This window comes from Providencia sp. PROV119 (assembly GCF_028482435.1).
GTDB classification, from domain to species: Bacteria; Pseudomonadota; Gammaproteobacteria; order Enterobacterales; family Enterobacteriaceae; genus Providencia; species Providencia stuartii.
The window spans coordinates 278,939-297,961 of sequence record NZ_JAMPQL010000001.1; the positions used below are offsets into that span (position 1 = coordinate 278,939).

At 42.6% G+C, this 19,023-nt stretch carries 13 protein-coding genes and 1 pseudogene; 8 read left to right on the forward strand and 6 right to left on the reverse strand.

Annotation, left to right across the window (positions count from 1 at the left end):
• Positions 1-120: 120 nt before the first annotated feature.
• The 4 genes and pseudogenes from PSF11_RS01325 to serS form a co-directional block, all read left to right on the forward strand.
• A pseudogene (locus PSF11_RS01325) lies at positions 121-2,847 on the forward strand (DNA translocase FtsK); the annotation flags it as partial.
• A 77-nt stretch (positions 2,848-2,924) separates the two neighbouring features.
• Positions 2,925-3,545 (forward strand): outer membrane lipoprotein chaperone LolA, encoded by a 621-nt coding sequence (gene lolA / locus PSF11_RS01330; protein ID WP_014657836.1) that lies wholly within the window; start codon positions 2,925-2,927, stop codon positions 3,543-3,545.
• Between the two features lie 9 nt (positions 3,546-3,554).
• Positions 3,555-4,898 carry a replication-associated recombination protein A gene (locus PSF11_RS01335; RefSeq protein WP_004918094.1) on the forward strand — a complete coding sequence of 448 codons (1,344 nt, stop codon included), beginning with the start codon at positions 3,555-3,557 and terminating at the stop codon, positions 4,896-4,898.
• A 150-nt stretch (positions 4,899-5,048) separates the two neighbouring features.
• A complete protein-coding gene (serS, locus tag PSF11_RS01340) occupies positions 5,049-6,338 on the forward strand; it encodes a serine--tRNA ligase (protein ID WP_004918096.1) in 1,290 nt (429 codons plus the stop codon).
• Positions 6,339-6,418: 80 nt separating this feature from the next.
• Here the strand turns inward: serS and PSF11_RS01345 are convergent, their stop codons facing one another.
• Positions 6,419-6,898: an Lrp/AsnC family transcriptional regulator gene (locus tag PSF11_RS01345; RefSeq protein WP_004918098.1), complete on the reverse strand. Its 480-nt coding sequence runs from the start codon at positions 6,896-6,898 to the stop codon at positions 6,419-6,421.
• A gap of 167 nt (positions 6,899-7,065) precedes the next feature.
• Between PSF11_RS01345 and PSF11_RS01350 the strand changes: the two genes are divergently transcribed.
• Together PSF11_RS01350 and PSF11_RS01355 are read left to right on the forward strand one after the other, a co-directional pair.
• On the forward strand, positions 7,066-7,488 hold the full coding sequence (locus PSF11_RS01350) for a DUF2000 domain-containing protein (RefSeq protein WP_072502944.1): 423 nt from the start codon (positions 7,066-7,068) through the stop codon (positions 7,486-7,488).
• Positions 7,489-7,524: 36 nt separating this feature from the next.
• Complete coding sequence (locus PSF11_RS01355) at positions 7,525-8,151, forward strand: LysE family translocator (protein WP_036943599.1); 627 nt, start codon at positions 7,525-7,527, stop codon at positions 8,149-8,151.
• 40 nt (positions 8,152-8,191) lie between these two features.
• On the opposite strand, the gene pflA is transcribed toward PSF11_RS01355, so the two are convergent.
• The 4 genes from pflA to ycaO all read right to left on the reverse strand — a co-directional run bounded on the left by pflA (position 8,192) and on the right by ycaO (position 14,437).
• Positions 8,192-8,986 carry a pyruvate formate lyase 1-activating protein gene (pflA, locus tag PSF11_RS01360; protein WP_014657838.1) on the reverse strand — a complete coding sequence of 265 codons (795 nt, stop codon included), beginning with the start codon at positions 8,984-8,986 and terminating at the stop codon, positions 8,192-8,194.
• A gap of 143 nt (positions 8,987-9,129) precedes the next feature.
• Positions 9,130-11,412, reverse strand: coding sequence for a formate C-acetyltransferase (gene pflB / locus PSF11_RS01365; RefSeq protein ID WP_004918106.1), 2,283 nt, complete (start codon positions 11,410-11,412; stop codon positions 9,130-9,132).
• A 69-nt stretch (positions 11,413-11,481) separates the two neighbouring features.
• A complete protein-coding gene (focA, locus tag PSF11_RS01370; protein ID WP_004918108.1) occupies positions 11,482-12,339 on the reverse strand; it encodes a formate transporter FocA in 858 nt (285 codons plus the stop codon).
• A gap of 343 nt (positions 12,340-12,682) precedes the next feature.
• Positions 12,683-14,437: a 30S ribosomal protein S12 methylthiotransferase accessory factor YcaO gene (ycaO, locus tag PSF11_RS01375; protein ID WP_014657839.1), complete on the reverse strand. Its 1,755-nt coding sequence runs from the start codon at positions 14,435-14,437 to the stop codon at positions 12,683-12,685.
• A 178-nt stretch (positions 14,438-14,615) separates the two neighbouring features.
• Between ycaO and ansB the strand changes: the two genes are divergently transcribed.
• Positions 14,616-15,659 (forward strand): L-asparaginase 2, encoded by a 1,044-nt coding sequence (ansB, locus tag PSF11_RS01380; protein WP_072502945.1) that lies wholly within the window; start codon positions 14,616-14,618, stop codon positions 15,657-15,659.
• Positions 15,660-15,695: 36 nt separating this feature from the next.
• Here ansB and PSF11_RS01385 read toward each other — a convergent pair whose 3' ends face one another.
• Complete coding sequence (locus PSF11_RS01385) at positions 15,696-17,132, reverse strand: MFS transporter (RefSeq protein WP_105874294.1); 1,437 nt, start codon at positions 17,130-17,132, stop codon at positions 15,696-15,698.
• Positions 17,133-17,605: 473 nt separating this feature from the next.
• Between PSF11_RS01385 and chiP the strand changes: the two genes are divergently transcribed.
• Positions 17,606-19,003, forward strand: a complete 1,398-nt coding sequence (chiP, locus tag PSF11_RS01390; protein WP_072502946.1) for a chitoporin ChiP — start codon at positions 17,606-17,608, stop codon at positions 19,001-19,003.
• The last annotated feature ends 20 nt before the right edge of the window (positions 19,004-19,023 follow it).

Here is a 19,023-nt window from a genome sequence, read left to right on the forward strand (position 1 = left end):
CCCTCAATTAGTGAATTAGCCGCAGTAGAAACCGAAGAGGTTCAACCCACAGAAGAAGCGGCTCCTTTGGCTGCCAATCAACCTATTGATGAAGTTGAAGAGCCCCTTGCGTTTTCAGCTTCTGAGCCGCAAGAAGCTTATCATTTTGAAGTGCCGGATGATTATCAACCTGTTGTATATGATAGGGATTTCCAATTCAAAACCAGTGAGCCTCAGGCACAAGTCGCGGAGCCAACAGGCTACCAACCTGAAAGCCATAATGTATCTCCAGAGAATGGTGTGGTTAACCAACCTGCCAATCATCATACACATGAGCGTTGGGGGGCAGAGGCACAACCTGCTGCAACGACACCGACAGAACATACTGATAATCCATCATTAGCAAACCTAACAGGGCAGCAAAATGTATCGATGCCAGCTTCTTCTATCAGTGAGGCGGTTTCACAGGCAAGTGGGCGATCAGTAACAGATAGGCTAGCCGATCCCGCTGCATTGGCAGCCGCTGGTATTTCCGTTGCGGCTCTTGAGCGCCACGCTCAGGTTAAACAAAATATGGAGCCTGAATTGCCTCGCCCAAATCCTGTTCGGTTACCAACCCGTCGGGAGCTATATGGCATTCGCATTCCTTCTCAACGTGATGCTGAACTTCAGCGCCGTAAAGAAGAAGCTTTGCAACGTGAGCAGATTTATCAACAATGGTCTGCTGCGTCAGAGAATGAACCACAACAAGATGAAGAACAAGAAAATAGGCTCCGTGAGCAATTTTTGCAGCAACAGCGCGAACGGTACGGCAGTGATATTGAGCATCATGATGAGACTGAGTCACCAATATCTCATCAGGCTGAAGTAACGCCAACGCCAGAAAAAGTGGTTCATTATACTCAACCTGAAATAGAGCATCGTTGGTCTTCTGCGCCCGCTTCTGTTGAACAAACTGAGCAAAATACTCATCACTTTAGCCAGTCTAAAAATACCTTCTCAGCGCAAGATGATGATGAGAATGCGGGTTATAAAGTTGAACCTAAATTCGATCTGAGTGAACATATTTCGGTATTAGATGAATTTTCGCCAGTTAATGATTTGGTTAATGAAGAGCCTGCAGATCCTTTATTTATGCCGTCATTTAGTGCAACGAGCGTGGAGAATACAAACAATACACCTCAAGTGAATGAGGTGACAAAACATGTCGCTCCAACACCGGATATCTCTGCTAATCAGTCGCACACTTTTGCTCCGCTGCAACAACCACAACCGCAGCAACAACAACCACAACAGCAGCAACAACCACAACAACCGGAGCCGCAGCAAGACAGCCTGTTCCATCCGTTCTTGGTACGCAATGATCAACCATTGCCAAAACCAACGACGCCTATGCCTTCTTTGGATTTGTTAACTACGCCACCAACGCAAGAAGAGCCTGTTGACATGTTTAAATTAGAGCAGACAGCACGGTTGATTGAAGCTCGCTTAAATGACTATCGGGTGAAAGCGGAAGTGGTCGGCTTCTCTCCGGGGCCGGTGATCACTCGATTCGAGCTAGATTTGGCACCGGGGGTAAAAGCGGCGCGGATCTCCACTTTATCGAGAGACCTTGCCCGTTCACTTTCTACCACGGCGGTGAGGGTTGTTGAAGTGATCCCCGGCAAGCCATATGTGGGGCTTGAATTACCGAACGAAAAACGCCAAACAGTCTATTTAAGAGAAGTACTGGACTGTGACGAATTTAGGCATAGTGCATCACCGTTAACAATGGTGTTGGGTAAAGATATCGAAGGCGATCCGGTTATTGCGGATTTGGCGAAAATGCCACACTTACTCGTTGCGGGGACAACAGGCTCAGGTAAATCGGTAGGGGTCAACGCGATGATCCTCAGTATTTTGTATAAATCGAAACCTGAAGATGTCCGTTTTATCATGATCGACCCGAAAATGTTGGAACTGTCTATTTATGAAGGCATTCCACATTTGCTGACAGAAGTCGTGACTGACATGAAAGATGCTGCTAACGCATTGCGTTGGTGCGTCAATGAAATGGAACGTCGCTATCGCTTAATGTCGGCGCTTGGCGTACGTAACCTTGCTGGCTACAACGATAAAATTAAAGCTGCCGAAGAGATGGGGCGACCTATTCCTGACCCACACTGGAAACCGAGTGACAGCATGGAAACTGAGCATCCAATGCTGAAAAAAGAACCCTATATTGTCGTCATGGTTGATGAATTTGCTGACTTGATGATGACGGCAGGGAAAAAAGTTGAAGAGTTGATTGCTCGCCTAGCGCAAAAAGCACGTGCAGCAGGTATCCACCTAGTATTGGCAACTCAGCGCCCGTCAGTGGATATCATTACAGGTTTAATTAAAGCAAACATACCTACGCGTATTGCCTTTACAGTATCAAGTAAAATTGACTCTCGGACTATCCTCGATCAAGGTGGCGCAGAGTCATTATTGGGAATGGGGGATATGCTGTATTTACCACCTAACTCATCGATTCCTGTTCGTGTCCATGGGGCATTTGTCCGTGACCAAGAAGTGCACGCGGTGGTGAATGATTGGAAAGCCCGCGGTCGCCCAGAATATATTGATAGCATTACCAAATGCAGCGATGAAAATGAAGGGGGCGGTTATGATAGCGCAGAGGAAGAGTTGGATCCTCTGTTTGATCAAGCCGTCGAGTTTGTTGTAGAGAAACAACGCGTTTCTATTTCAGGTGTTCAACGTCAGTTCCGCATTGGTTATAACCGCGCTGCGCGAATTGTTGAGCAAATGGAAACGCAAGGGATTGTCAGTGAGCCGGGACATAATGGAAATCGCGAAGTGCTTTCCCCACGGCAAGCTGATTACTAACCTTGTTGTCGATGAGTTGCGAGAGCAATAATAAAGGCATAGCGCCTATTAAGGTATCAATAAAAGGTCTTTGTTCGATGAAAAAAATGATGTTATTGGGGGCGTTGGCTCTAAGTTTACATATCGGCTCAGTACTGGCAGATGCCAGCCAAGACCTTCAGGATCGCCTGAATAAGGTCAATAGCTTCCACGCTAGCTTCTCTCAAAAAGTCACCAGCCCAGAAGGTGACCTCGTACAAGAAGGTGTGGGGGAATTATGGCTTCAGCGCCCTAATTTATTCAATTGGAATATGACGTCACCTGATGAAAGTGTTTTAGTGTCTGATGGCAAAAATTTATGGTTTTATAACCCGTTTGTTGAGCAAGTCACTGTCACTAACTTAGCGGATGCGACTCAAGATACCCCATTTTTATTGATTACACGTAATAACCCAAGAGATTGGAAACAGTACTCTATTATTCAGCAAGGTAATACATTCGACTTAAAACCCAAGTTGAGTAATGGCACATTAAAACGTTTTTCAATTACGGTTTCTCCAGAAGGCACCATTGAGAAGTTTTCAGCCGTTGAGCAAGATGGGCAAACAAGTGCTTACCAATTGAAAGAACAAAAAAATGGTAATGTCGATAAGCGTAAGTTTACATTCACTGTGCCGGAAGGGGTCACATTGGATGACCAACGCTCAGGTGGTAAATAAGAGGAAATAGTGGGCAACCTATCACTCGATTTTTCACAAAATGAATTTCAACCTCTGGCAGCGCGTATGCGCCCAGAGGTTCTTGAACAGTATATAGGCCAAAAACATTTGCTTGCTGAAGGTAAACCATTACCCAGGGCAATAAAAGCAGGTCATTTACATTCAATGATTTTGTGGGGGCCACCAGGAACAGGCAAAACCACATTAGCCGAAATTATTGGTCACTATGCACAGGCAGATATTGAACGTATTTCTGCCGTTACGTCCGGTATTAAAGAGATCCGTGAAGCGATAGAGAAAGCTCGCCAAAATCGAGATGCGGGTCGTAGGACTATTTTATTTGTTGATGAAGTGCATCGTTTTAATAAAAGTCAGCAAGATGCGTTTTTACCACACATTGAAGATGGCACCATTACTTTTATCGGCGCAACCACAGAAAATCCTTCGTTTGAACTCAATTCCGCATTATTGTCGCGTGCACGGGTCTATCTACTGAAATCTTTAACGGTAAGCGATATTGAAGATGTGTTGCAGCAAGCCATGGAGGATCCCAAGCGAGGCTTAGGCGGGCAAAATGTGATTTTACCCGATACCACTCGTCAATTAATTGCCGAGTTGGTTAATGGTGATGCCCGTCGCTCCCTCAATCTTTTAGAGATGATGGCGGATATGGCGGAAACCGATAGCCATGGTCAGCGTATTTTAACGGCTGAATTACTAAAAGAAGTCAGCGGTGAACGTACAGCGCGCTTTGATAATAAAGGTGATCGTTATTACGATTTAATCTCTGCCTTGCATAAATCAGTACGAGGCTCGGCTCCCGATGCCGCTTTATATTGGTATGCGCGGATTATTACCGCAGGTGGTGATCCGCTTTATGTGGCTCGGCGCTTGCTGGCTATCGCATCTGAAGATGTAGGGAATGCCGACCCGCGAGCGATGCAGGTCGCTATTTCCGCATGGGATTGCTTCACTCGGGTTGGTCCTGCGGAAGGTGAGCGTGCGATTGCTCAAGCTATTGTTTACTTGGCATGTGCACCAAAAAGTAATGCAGTTTACACGGCTTATAAAGCCGCGTTAGCGGATGCGCAAATGCAGCCTGATTATGATGTACCTGCCCATTTACGTAATGCACCGACAAAACTGTTGAAAGAATTAGGGGCGGGGAAAGAGTATCGCTATGCTCATGACGAAGAAAATGCTTATGCAGCCGGTGAGGTTTATTTCCCACCTGAAATGCAACATACCCAATATTACCACCCAACGAATCGTGGTTTAGAAGCGAAAATAGCAGAAAAATTAAACTGGTTAGCGCAACAGGATCAAAATAGCCCAACAAAACGCTATCGCTAATGTGGGCAATGCGGTAAGGTTATAAGAAATATTTTTTATAAAATTATTTAGGTCGCCTTCACAATAGGCGGCTTGATGGTGTAACGAGTATAATGCCGGAATGTGTTATACTCCCTTTCAATATTGACTAACAATAATCACAGGATAAGCATGCTCGATCCCAATTTACTGCGTACGGAGCTAGACGCGGTTGCTGAAAAACTGGCTCGCAGGGGTTTTACCCTTGATGTGGAAAAGCTGCGTGAATTAGAAGAACGCCGCAAAGTTTTGCAAGTTGAAACTGAATCCCTGCAGGCAGAGCGTAATTCGCGATCGAAATCCATTGGTGCAGCTAAGGCGCGTGGTGAAGATATCGAGCCTTTACGTCAGGAAGTGAACCAGTTAGGCGAAAAATTAGATGCTGCTAAGTTAGCATTAGATAAGCTGCAACAAGAGATCCGTGATATTGCATTAAGTATCCCGAATATGCCTGATGATGCTGTTCCTGATGGGAAAGATGATTCAGATAACGTTGAGGTTGCCCGTTGGGGTGAACCACGCCAATATGACTTTGAAATTAAAGATCATGTTAGCCTTGGCGAACTCGCTGGTGGTCTAGATTTCCCCGCGGCCGTTAAACTGACAGGCGCGCGTTTTGTGGTGATGAAAGGGCAAATTGCTCGTCTACACCGTGCACTGGCTCAGTTTATGCTGGATTTGCATACTGAACAGCATGGCTATCAAGAGCTGTATGTACCGTATTTGGTTAACCATGATACGCTTTATGGCACTGGTCAATTACCTAAATTTGGTGAAGATCTGTTCCATACTAAGCCGCTTGAAGAAGAAGCGGAAAGTACTTATGCATTGATCCCAACAGCGGAAGTGCCGGTCACCAACTTAGTACGTGATGAAATCCTTGATGAAGATGCATTACCACTAAAAATGACTGCGCATACACCATGCTTCCGTTCAGAAGCGGGTTCTTATGGTCGTGACACGCGTGGGCTTATCCGTATGCACCAATTTGATAAAGTCGAATTGGTACAAATAGTGCATCCTGAGAAATCGATGGAAGCATTGGAAGAGCTAACCGGTCACGCGGAGAAAGTGCTGCAATTACTGAAATTACCCTATCGTAAAGTGATCCTTTGCACTGGTGATATTGGTTTTGGTTCACGTAAAACCTATGACTTGGAAGTTTGGTTACCAGCTCAGAATACCTACCGTGAGATTTCTTCGTGCTCAAATATGTGGGATTTCCAAGCTCGCCGTATGCAAGCACGTTTCCGCAGTAAAGGTGACAAGAAAACACAGTTGGTGCATACACTGAATGGTTCTGGTCTTGCTGTTGGTCGTACGTTGGTTGCTGTATTGGAGAATTACCAATTAGCAGATGGTCGTATTGAAGTACCAGAAGTATTGCGCCCATATATGAAAGGCCTAGAGTACATCGGTTAATCAAGTTAAATTAACTAAAACAGAAAACGCCACTTATTAGTGGCGTTTTTTTTTACAACCCACTGATACGTTGCTGGTTATTATGCTTCACTATTAACGGTTGTTACAGGATAAGAAACTAAGGGTTTGATCTCTTTAAGCACGAACATACTTTGCATTTCTTTAATACCAGGAAGCCGTCGGATCACAGACATCGCGAAATCGGCATAGGAATCTAAATCATGGGAAACCACTTGCAATAAAAAGTCGGCATCTCCCCCGATGCTGTAGCATGAAACAACATTTTCTAACTCACTGACTTCTTGTTCAAATTTCTTTGCTTCCGTTTCACTATGGCTGTCGATAGTGACACGCACAAAAACCATAACACCTAAACCAATTTTTTTGCGGTTAAGAATAGCTCGATAGCCTTGGATCACATCATCGTCTTCTAATTTACGAACGCGTCGCCAGCAAGGGGATGCTGACATACCGACTTTATCAGCGAGTACTTGATTTGTAATACGTGCGTCGTCTTGAAGGAGTTTAAGAATCTTGATTTCTGTCTTATCTATTGCCATAGTGGGTATTTCCTTTCGGAATATATTTATAAATAGGTAATTTTCTTCTTTTAGCTACTTTACTACAGATAAGATAGGCAGCAAATTTCTATTTATTGATGACATAATTGTTACAGTTCACGACCAGAAGAACCTTATGTTATCAAAAATTATGAAAAGGGGATTTTATGCAATTTGATGCATCTATTCATCGTTGTGCCATCATCGTCAATCAAGATCTAGCATTAGGGCTTGCTATGAATGCTGCAAGTATCATTGGTGTAGGGATAGGCAACAAAATTACCCAATTAATAGGGAATGATTTAATGAGTGCAGATAATATTTATTATCCTGGGGTCATCAATGCATCATTACCTATATTAAAAAGCTCGCCTGAGCGAATAAAGCAAATTCAAAAAGAAATAGCAGAGCATGAAGATATTTATATATTACCTTTTAGTTTAATTGCTCAGTCTTGTAGAAGTTATGATGACTACACTCAAAAATTAACTAACACTCTAGATCAAGAAATTCAATTAGCAGCTATTGGTTTGGTAGGGAATAAAAATAGCATCAATAAATTAACCGGTAATTTATCATTATTTAAATAAGCGTTATATCTCGCCATTCTACTGTAGGTTAATCATATGATAAGCATAACACAATTGCTCTCTTATGCGAGTGCATTGGCGATTGCTGCCGTTATTCCAGGGCCCGGAATGACCGCAGTCGTTGCACGTACCTTGAAGGGTGGCGTAACAATGGGGTTTGCACTACTGAGTGGATTAATTTTAGGGGATATTATTTATCTCTCTTTTGCGATATTCGGCCTAGTATTCGTTGCTGACCACTTAGCCGCGATCTTTAATTTAATTTATTGGTTTGCTGCACTGTATTTATTTTGGTTAGCTTATGTCTTTTGGCGCCACGATGCCCAACCATTAAATACTGTAGGTGCTATATCAAAAAAGCAGTTAGCTATTGTGAGTGTTTCCGGTCTTGCCATTACATTAAGTAATCCAAAAACAATCGCTTTTTATATGGCAATATTACCGTTAGTCATTTCTTTAAATGAAATTACTATAACGATTTGGAGCACAGTATTAGTTCCAACTACGTTATTAATATTACTTTTAGTTGGCATGATATTTATCTTTGGTGCAAAGAAGGCAAGTAAATTTTTATCGAGTACGAAATCGCAGAGAGTGATTTTTCGAGGAACCGCTTTGATAATGTTTGCCGCAGCTATTGGTATGCTGTTTAAAACACAATAAATGATAATGGCTCTACATGAGTGTAGAGCCATTAGGGTGTTTAATACATGACCTTGTGGCCGTAGCTTTCAAGGATGCTTTTGACACGTTCCATGATCTCTTTTGAAGGGGGCTTAACGCCATCGAGTTTATACTCCTCGCCCATGGTTTCCCATTTATGTTTGCCTAACTCATGGTAGGGGAGCAATTCGATTTTCTCGATGTTTTTCATATCCTTGGTAAATTCGCCGAGCAGATGAACAGAGTGGTCATCATCACTCCAGCCGGGAACAACGACATAACGCACCCAAGTTTTTTGGTTACGTTTGGCAAGATAACGAGCGAACTCGAGTGTCCGGTGATTAGAAACGCCGACCAATGTTTGGTGAATATCATCGTTGAGCTGTTTTAAATCGAGCATAACAAGATCGGTCACCTCCATTAGCTCATCAATCACGGGATCATAGCGACGTACAAAGCCGTTTGTATCAAGGCAAGTATGGATATTTTGCGCTTTACATGCACGGAACCAATCACGAACAAATTCAGCTTGTAAAATCGCTTCGCCGCCCGATGCCGTTACGCCACCACCTGTGGCATTCATAAAGTGGCGATAAGTAACAGCTTCTTTCATTAACTCTTCGACGGTAACCATCTTACCGGTATGGGTGTCCCAAGTATCACGGTTATGACAATATAAGCAGCGCATTAAGCAGCCTTGAAAAAAGACAATAAAGCGAATACCAGGGCCATCAACAGTACCACAAGATTCAAAGGAATGGATACGTCCCAGCGTCGCAGGAGGCGCAGTGGTGCTTAAATCAGCGGTTGGAATAATATTGGTTGTTGTCGACATAGCAGGAACTCCAAAAATACCTGTTATACTTAAATATATCGTTATTAGTGGGTAATTGACTTAAAGTATTCAGGTTTAGTTCTAAAAAAGCCCCATAAGGCTGGGGCTTTTTAGTTATTTTAATTGACTTATTAACCTAATTATTACATTGAACTTGTGAAAGTACGAGTAATAACGTCTTGCTGTTGTTCTTTAGTCAGTGAGTTAAAGCGCACTGCATAACCAGAAACACGGATAGTTAACTGAGGATACTTCTCTGGGTTTTCCATCGCATCCAACAGCATTTCACGGTTCATTACGTTGACGTTCAGGTGCTGACCGCCTTCGATAGAAGCTTCATGGTGGAAGTAACCATCCATTAGACCGGCTAAGTTCGCTTTACGAACCTCATCATCTTTACCTAATGCATTTGGTACGATAGAGAAGGTATAAGAGATACCATCTTTCGCGTAAGCAAATGGCAGTTTAGCGACAGAAGTCAGTGAAGCCACAGCACCTTTTTGGTCACGTCCGTGCATTGGGTTTGCACCTGGTCCGAATGGTGCGCCAGCACGACGACCATCTGGTGTGTTACCTGTTTTCTTACCATAAACCACGTTAGAAGTGATTGTCAGGATAGATTGAGTTGGTACTGCATTGCGGTAAGTCGGCAGTTTCTGAATTTTCTTCATGAAACGTTCAACTAAGTCACAAGCAATATCATCGACGCGAGGGTCGTTGTTACCAAATTGTGGGTATTCACCTTCGATTTCAAAGTCAATTGCAATGCCGTCTTCGTCACGAATTGGTTTTACTTTCGCATATTTAATTGCGGACAGTGAGTCAGCAGCGACAGATAGACCTGCGATACCACAAGCCATTGTGCGGTAAACGTCACGGTCATGCAGTGCCATCAGAGCCGCTTCATAGCTGTATTTGTCATGCATATAGTGAATGATATTCAATGCAGTGACATACTGAGTTGCTAACCAATCCATAAAGTGATCCATACGATCCATCACAGTATCGAAGTCAAGTACTTCGTCCATGATAGGAGCGTGTTTAGGACCTACTTGCATTTTCAGTTTTTCATCAATACCACCATTGATGGTATACAGCATGGTTTTCGCTAAGTTAGCGCGAGCACCAAAGAACTGCATTTGTTTACCAACTACCATTGGGCTGACGCAACATGCGATAGCATAGTCATCGTTGTTGAAATCTGGGCGCATTAAGTCATCGTTTTCATACTGAACTGATGAAGTATCGATAGAGACTTTTGCAGCGAATTTTTTGAAGCTAATTGGCAGTTTCTCTGACCACAGGATAGTCATGTTAGGCTCTGGAGAAGGGCCCATGGTATACAGTGTATTTAAGAAACGGAAGGTGTTTTTAGTCACCAGTGTACGGCCATCAAGACCCATACCTGCCAGAGATTCTGTTGCCCAAATTGGGTCACCAGAGAACAGCTCATCGTATTCAGGAGTACGTAGGAAACGAACCATACGTAGCTTCATGACTAAGTGGTCAATCAGCTCTTGTGCTTCTTGCTCTGTCAGTTTACCAGCTTCAAGGTCACGTTGGATATAAATGTCTAAGAAGGTTGAAACACGACCAAATGACATTGCTGCGCCGTTTTGTGATTTCACTGCCGCTAGGTAAGCGAAGTAAGTCCACTGAACCGCTTCTTTAGCGTTAGTCGCAGGACCTGAAATGTCATAACCATATTTTGCAGCCATTTCTTTGATTTGGCCTAATGCACGGTGCTGTTCAGCAATTTCTTCGCGCAATTGAATGGTCATTTGCAGGTCTTCACCGTTCTCTAATCTTTCTTGCAGTGAAGTGAACTGATTAAATTTGTCTTTCATCAGGAAATCAATACCGTACAGAGCAACACGACGGTAGTCACCGATGATACGACCACGACCATATGCGTCAGGCAGACCGGTTAAGATACCTGATTTACGGCATTTTAGAATGTCTGGAGTGTAAACATCGAAAACGCCTTGGTTATGGGTTTTGCGGTATTCAGTAAAGATTTTTTTCAGGCTAGGATCTAAAGTGCGATCATAGGCTTTACATGAATTTTCCACCATTTTGATCCCACCGAATGGGATAAGTCCACGTTTTAGAGGTGCATCAGTTTGCAGGCCAACGATTTGTTCTAAATCTTTGGCGATGTAACCCGCATCATGGGAAGTGATCGTTGATGCAACATCAGTGTCAAAATCAACGGGGGCATGAGTACGGTTTTCGATTTTGATTCCTTCCATGACTTTTTCCCACAGCGCATCTGTTGCTGGGGTAGAGCCTGCTAAGAAAGATTCATCACCTTCATATGGAGTGTAGTTTTTCTGGATGAAGTCACGCACATCGACGTTTTCTTTCCAGTTACCTTGGTTAAAACCTTGCCATGCTAAAGCGAATTTTTCATTTAATTCTGACATGATACTTTTACCTTTTAACAATGGATCTTTTAAGGATCTTAATAAATCTTTTCGTGAAAGTAGTGGCTATTAATGTTTTTGACCACCACGTAAATGCATGAACCAGTAAATTAGGCCGACTAAAAGTGCGCCGCCAATGATATTGCCGATAGTAACGGGTATTAGGTTGTCTGTAACAAAGTTGCTAACACTGAGTTGAGAAAAGTGTTCTGGTGAAACGCCAATTTGAGTCCAGAATTCAGCTGGAGCAAACTCTTTGATCATGATACCTAATGGGATCATAAACATGTTTGCAATGCTATGTTCAAAGCCACTCGCAACGAACATGGCGACAGGGAGCACAAGCACCAAAAGCTTATCGGCTAGGCTACGACCTGAATAGCTCATCCAAACAGCGAGACAAACCATTAAGTTAGCTAAAATACCTAAACAAACAGCCTCAATAAATGTATGGTGCAGTTTATGGTCTGCGGTTTGTAGGACATTAAGCCCCCATTGACCATTTGCCGCGGTATATTGACCAGCAAACCAAATCAAAGCAACAAAGAAGAGCGCGCCGATAAGGTTGCCAACATAGACGTTAAACCAATTTAGGAACATTTGCCCCCAAGTGATCCGCCCTGTAGCTTTTGACACAATGGTCAACACCGTGGATGTAAATAGATCTGCACCGCAAATAACCACGAGCATCAACCCAAGAGAGAAACAGACACCACCGATAAGTTTCGTAAAACCAAAAGGAGCGGCTTGTGCGCCAGTGGTCGCAGTAATATAAAAAACGAATGCGATTGAGATAAAGATACCGGCAGTGAATGCTGACAAGTATGTTATTGCAGGATGTTTATTGGCTTTGTAAACACCAGAGTCATCTGCAACTTGAGCCATTACAGCGGGAGGCAAAAGATTAAAAGGGTTGTCAGCTTTCATACTAACACTCTCTTACTAAGTTGATTAATTATAGCACGCAATCATAGTAACAAACGGCATAACTAAGAAATTTGATATGGATCATGAACCATCGTAAGAAATCGACGTAAATTGTTGAAAAATGGTTAAATTTCGATTTATCTAATTGATTTTTATAAATTAAATATTTTTTAAATTTTATTAAAAATTTTTATATTCTGACTTTGCTCAGGGAATATAGGTAAATAAAACCGGTGATTTGTTATTTTAATATTGCAAAATGAGCGGTGATTTTAATTAATTTAACTTATATAAAGATAATGGCCCGAAGGCCACTATCTAAAAATGATGAGTTAGAAAACAATTAGGCATGTTCACGTTTTGCTTTTTGCAGTTTTTCATAGGCTGCAAGTAGCGCTTGGTGAGCTGGAAGCGCAGTTAATTCATCATCGATGGACCACAAACCATAGAAACAAGATTCGCCAGCAATAGCAGCGGATGCCGCATCGACGGTCTCTTGCCCATACATACGGACAAAAGCGCTATAATATTGTGACGCATCACGTTGTTCTTCTTGGCTCAGTAGTAGCAGGGTATGCAAACAACGATAATAGTTAGCTCGTTCAGCGGTAAAAACGGAGCTATTAAAGTCTTGTGTCCATTCTACCCAGGCTAATGCCTGATCTAGGTCACCACCTGCTAGCGCCAGCATGGATTTTAACTCACCAATACGCAAGTTACTCCAGCCATTATCTTTACCTACGGCAAGGCCAAGTAGCTCTCGTACACGCGTGAAATCATCGAGGCCTTCATCGTCCAATTGCGCTATTAATGCCAGATAATCTTGCTTTTCCCATTGGCTATCAGGCAGCGTGATAATGGTATGACGTAAATGTGCCCCCATCGCATTGTTGGCAATATGCAAGTCTTCGACAGGATAAATATCAGACATACCCGGCACTAAAATACGGCAGGCATAAACCCCTAAGTGGTGATAATCAGCAATATAAACCTCGGCGTCGAGCTGATTAAAAATGCCCATAAGTGTTGCAAATTCTTCTTGTGTTGTGCCTTTAAAATTCCAATCGACGAAAGGGTAATCGGCATCGTCTTTAAAGAGATCCCAGCTAATAAGACCACTAGAGTCGATAAAATGGGTCTCTAGGTTAGTCTGCTCAGCCACTTCCTCATCATCGAATGTCGGCGCATTAAACACATCAAGATCTTTAAGGCTACGGCCTTGCAAGAGTTCTGTTACGGTACGCTCTAAAGCAACACCAAAATCAGGGTGGGCACCAAAAGAGGCAAAACAGGTTCCATTTTGTGGGTTAAATAGCACCACGCAAATGACTGGGAATTGGCCACCAAGAGAGGCGTCATAACAGAAAATAGGGAAGCCTTCTTTTTCAAGTGTGGCAACGGCTTCAACCACATTAGGATAGCGAGCCATGATCTCATTTGGGATGGTAGGCAAGCTGATTCGTTCAGCAATAATGCGGTTTTTCACAAAACGTTCAAAGACTTCAGATAAGCCTTGAACACGCGCTTCATTTGCCGTGTTGCCTGCCGACATACCATTAGAGACATATAAGTTGCCGACAATATTCATAGGAATATAAACCGTTTGGTTATCGGATTGGCGAGTAAAAGGCAGTGCACAGATACCACGCTCTTCATTACCCGATTGTAAATCGATCAACTGACTGCCTGCCAAAGCATTATCAGGATCGTAAAATTCACGTAAGCGAGTGTCTAAAATACCTTCCGGTAAGCTATCGTCTTCGGTAAGAGGAAACCATTTTTCATTGGGATAATGAACAAAATCACCTTCAGCGATCGATTTTCCTAAATAGAAATCGGCAAAGAAATAGTTAGTTGATAAACGCTCGAAATATTCACCGAGTGCAGAAGCTAAAGCGGCCTTTTTGCTCGCGCCTTTGCCGTTCGTAAAGCACAGAGGGCATGCTTTGTCTCGAATATGGACTGACCAAACATTAGGAACAGGATTCAGCCATGAGGCTTCTTCAATATCAAAACCGAGCTTTTTCAATTTTGTTTGAAATGCATCGATGGAAACTTCAAGGGCGGCATCTTTGCCAGGAATAAATGTTTGGCTCATGATTTTGTTACTTATCAATAGGGAGAATTATAGGGGGCTATGATACGGATTTTTGTTACACACCTCACGCAAAATTATCCTAATCCCCACTATTTTGCCTAAAATAATTATCGGTATCACGGAAATGCAGTTTCAAATCCACATAATAACGGTAGTTTATTTAAAGAGAGGTTATAGGATGAAACAGAGTCATAAAATATTACTGGCGACAGCGCTCTCATTGGCAAGTACATCCGTTTTTGCACTACCAAATATTACCGTATTAGCCACCGGAGGAACGATAGCAGGAGGTGGTGAATCAGCAACATCTTCAAGCTACCAAGCCGGAAAGGTCGGTATTGATGCACTCATCAATGCAGTGCCTGAAATCAAAAAAATAGCGAATCTTAATGGCGAGCAAGTCGTCAATATTGGCTCCCAAGATATGAATGACCAAGTCTGGTTAACGTTAGCGAAAAAAATCAACCAAGAGTGTGATAAAACAGATGGATTTGTGATCACTCATGGTACAGACACGTTAGAAGAAACTGCCTTTTTCCTCGATTTAACAACATCATGTCAAAAACCTATTGTATTGGTTGGCGCAATGAGACCATCGACTGCACTGGGGGCTGATGGCCCTCTCAACCTATATAATGCGGTGGTGGTAGCGACGGATAAATCAGCGGGGGATCGCGGTGTCTTAATGGCAATGAATGATAAAGTGATCAAAGGGCGTGATGTCGTTAAGATGAACACAACCGAAGTGCAAGCGTTTGAGGCAGTAAATGCAGGCCCACAAGGTTTTATCCATGATGGCAAAGTGACTTTTTATAAACCAGCAGAGCCTAGAGATAATAAAGCAGCCTTTGATGTCAGTAAATTAGACAAATTACCTCAAGTTGGCATTGTCTATAACTATGCTAATGCCTCTGCTGCCCCAGTGAAAGCGTTACGTGATGAGGGAGTTGAGGGAATAGTGAGTGCGGGGGTTGGGAATGGCAACATGTATAAAACGGTTTTTGATGCATTAGCCACTGCCGCTAAAGAGGATGTGGTTGTCGTTCGTGCCAGCCGTGTACCAACAGGCTACACCACTCGTAATGCTGAAGTGGATGATAACTTATATGGCTTTGTAGCTTCAGAGCGCTTAAACCCGCAAAAAGCACGTGTTTTACTTCAATTAGCCTTGACTGAAACCAAAGATCCTAAACGTATTCAGGCACTTTTTGAAAAATACTAACCCACACTAAAATTAGCGAATAGGGGGAATGACCCTCTATTCGCAGCTTTTCGCAGATAAATCCACCCTATTGGCGACAATATTAGCGGTAATTAGCGCAAAGCAAGGTACTAAGGAAAAGAGTATAAAGAGCCATATTGATGCCGATTGTGCACCTTCAATCCCTCCAGGTGAAGAAAGCCCTGCAAGGTTAGCGATCATACCTGCCAAAGAGGCACCAAAAGCAGTGGAAAATAGCTGTAAGGTCGTAATTGCCGACGACGCTTTTTGAGATTCACTTCCAGCCGAGACTTGCAATACTCGCGTGAGCAAATGTGGCCATGCTGCACCAATACTTGCGCCAGTGATAAATAGACCAATACAAATAATCCATACCTGAAATGCTTCAATAGCAATAATTTTTGTTATGAACAATGCAAGAGTGGTTAGGCCTACCAGTGTGAATACTGGAGCAAAACGAATAATTCGCACGGCAACCGTCGGCTTTAGTGATGAGGAAGCAATGGCGGCACTTGACCAACCCGCACCGACTAGGGCCGCTAAATAGCCTGATAACAAGGGAGCCACACCATGCAATATCTGTAAAAAATAGGGAACAAAAACCTCTGTTTGTACACTTAGACCCAACAATGCCATCGTGAGGTAAATAGGCGCTAATTGTGCAGAAAAGCGAAATGTTCCCGAAGGGAAAAGCGTATTATGACCACGACGCTCAATAACCATTAATCGAGCACACAGTAAAACGGCAATAAACATCCCTCCAATAGGGATAAATTTGCCTTGACTTAAACTGCCTAGAGAGATGGCGAGCACGGCGCAAGAAAGCAGTAAAAGGGCCTGTAATGGAATCGGCTGTTGAGGGCAGTTTTCATGGGGATTTTTTGCCGGCAAAATCCGCCAAGTCAGCCATAAATAAGGGATACCGACTACGACCAGACACCAAAATGCTCCTCGCCATATATCGTACTCTGCAAATACGCCACCCAGTGCTGGCCCTAGTAATGTTGCCATTCCCCACATACTCGACATCATCGCTAACACTCTCGACCATAAATGTTGAGGAAATACAATGTGTACCATTGAGTAAGATAAGGTGAGTAAAATCCCGCCACCAGCCCCTTGGATCACTCTGCCAAGGAGCATCACTGGCATTGAGGGGGTGATAGCGCAGATAACGGATCCTACAAGAAAAATCAACGTCGCCAGCCCATAACTTTTTTTGGGGCCAAAATAATTGAGGATCCGTGAGGTAAGGGCGGACAAAATAATCGAAGACAGAATAAACAGTGTGGTATTCCAAGCATAGAAATTAATGCCGCCAATATCCCGTACAACGGAAGGTAATGTGGTAATGGTGATATAAACATTAATCGCATGGAGGCAAATCCCCCCCGATAAGGCAAGTGTTAAACAGAGATTCTTACCGGTGAGTAGTGTACGCCAACCTTCCTGCTGACTTTTCTCTATATTCACGTGTGACGGATCCCTCTTATTTCTCTTATTGAATCGCCTTATTTTCCCTCACTAAAATCATTCACTTGATCTGTTTATGAGTGAAAAACTATTCATCAACTAAAGCAGTTATGAATCAACTTAGCAAGTTTGAATGAAACGATTACATTCAAATGTAGTTATTTTTTATGTTGAAATAAGTCCAAAATGCCCATTCTGTCCATAGTGTTTTGCCTGCATTTTATCCTAAATTCAGGATATTAATTCGAGAAACACCATAAACTCGAATAATTAGTACTGTGAATGAATAGAAAAATTAATGTGTCTTGGCTCATATTTTAGGAATAAATATATTTTTAGTCTTGATAATTCGCGTTGCGAAAAATAGGCTAAGTAGGTACTCGTATTTTGTTTATCAAAACTAATCATTACTTAACGGGCGGCTACTGAAATTTATCACTGAAAAATAATATAAAAAACTGAGGAAACATCGAATGGTTAATAAAAATGTCAATCGTGGCAGGGGAATACTCGTGCTTAAAATAGGAATAGCACTCCTTCCTATTAGTTATCAACCAATAAGTTTTTCTGAGCAATTTTTAGATGATTCAACCCTTAAAGGCGGTTTGTATTATTGGCAACGTGACCGTTCGAGGAAAGAGTTAAATCCAGAAAGCGATAAATATAAGAAATATGTCGACAACCTTAAACATTCAACCGTGAATGCCAGCTTTGATTATTCTTCAGGTTATTTTCAGGATGTCATCGGTTTAGATTTAGCCGCATTTACAGCCATAGAATTATCCAATAGTGGCCCAGCGGCGCCTAATGAAATTGGTTTTAGTGATGCAAAAACGCGTTGGGATGAAAAATGGACCGGTGATCGAAGTGGTGTCAGCGTTTATAAAGCAGCGGCTAAAATGCAATATGGTCCGTTTTGGGGCAGAGGCGGTTATATCCAACCAACAGGACAAACACTATTAGCTTCTCACTGGAGCTATATGCCCGGAACTTATCGGGGTTTCGAAATCGGTGGGGTATTTGATTTCGCACAACAAGGGGCCTTGAGCCTGTCATATATGTGGACAGACCGTTATAAAGCGCCTTGGTATCGCGATATGTATAACTTCCGTGAAGCGGATGGCCAAACAGGGATCAGTTATTTGCAATCCCTTGGTTTTAAATATGATTTTAAAAATAACCTTGTTTTAGAGGCGGCTTATGGGCAAGCAAAAGGCTATATGGACCAGTATTTTGCGAAGGCCTCTTATGCTGTTCCTGTGGCTACACGTGACCTGCGGATGTCTTATCAATTTTATGGAGCAAAAGATAAGGTAACCAATGGTGGCATTAATGATGTTTACGATGGATTGGCGTTCTTGCAAGCCGTGACGTTTGGCTATACCTATGATCAGTTTGATTTTCGATTAGAAGGCACTTATGTGAAGGCAAAGGGGAATCAGGGCTATTTTTTACAGCGTATGACCCCGGGGTATGCGACATCAAATGGGCGATTAGATATTTGGTGGGATGGGCGCTCCGATTATAACGCGAATAATGAAAAAGCGCTCTTTGCGGGGGTGATGTACGATTTAGCTAAATGGGATCTTGCTGGTTGGAAAGTAGGAACATCATATATTTATGGATGGGATGCTAAACCCAGCACGAATACACAATATGCTCAAGATGTAAAATTAAAAGAAACGGCTTGGAACGTTGATATTTTATATACCGTTCAGACAGGTAAGGCGAAAGATACCTTATTTAAATTACATTTTACTAAATATGACAACCATACAGATATTCCAAGCTATGGTGGTGGGTTCGGCAATATATTTCAAGATGAAAAAGATATTAAGTTTATGGTCATGATGCCATTTACTATTTTTTAATAGCGCGGTCACTGCTATTA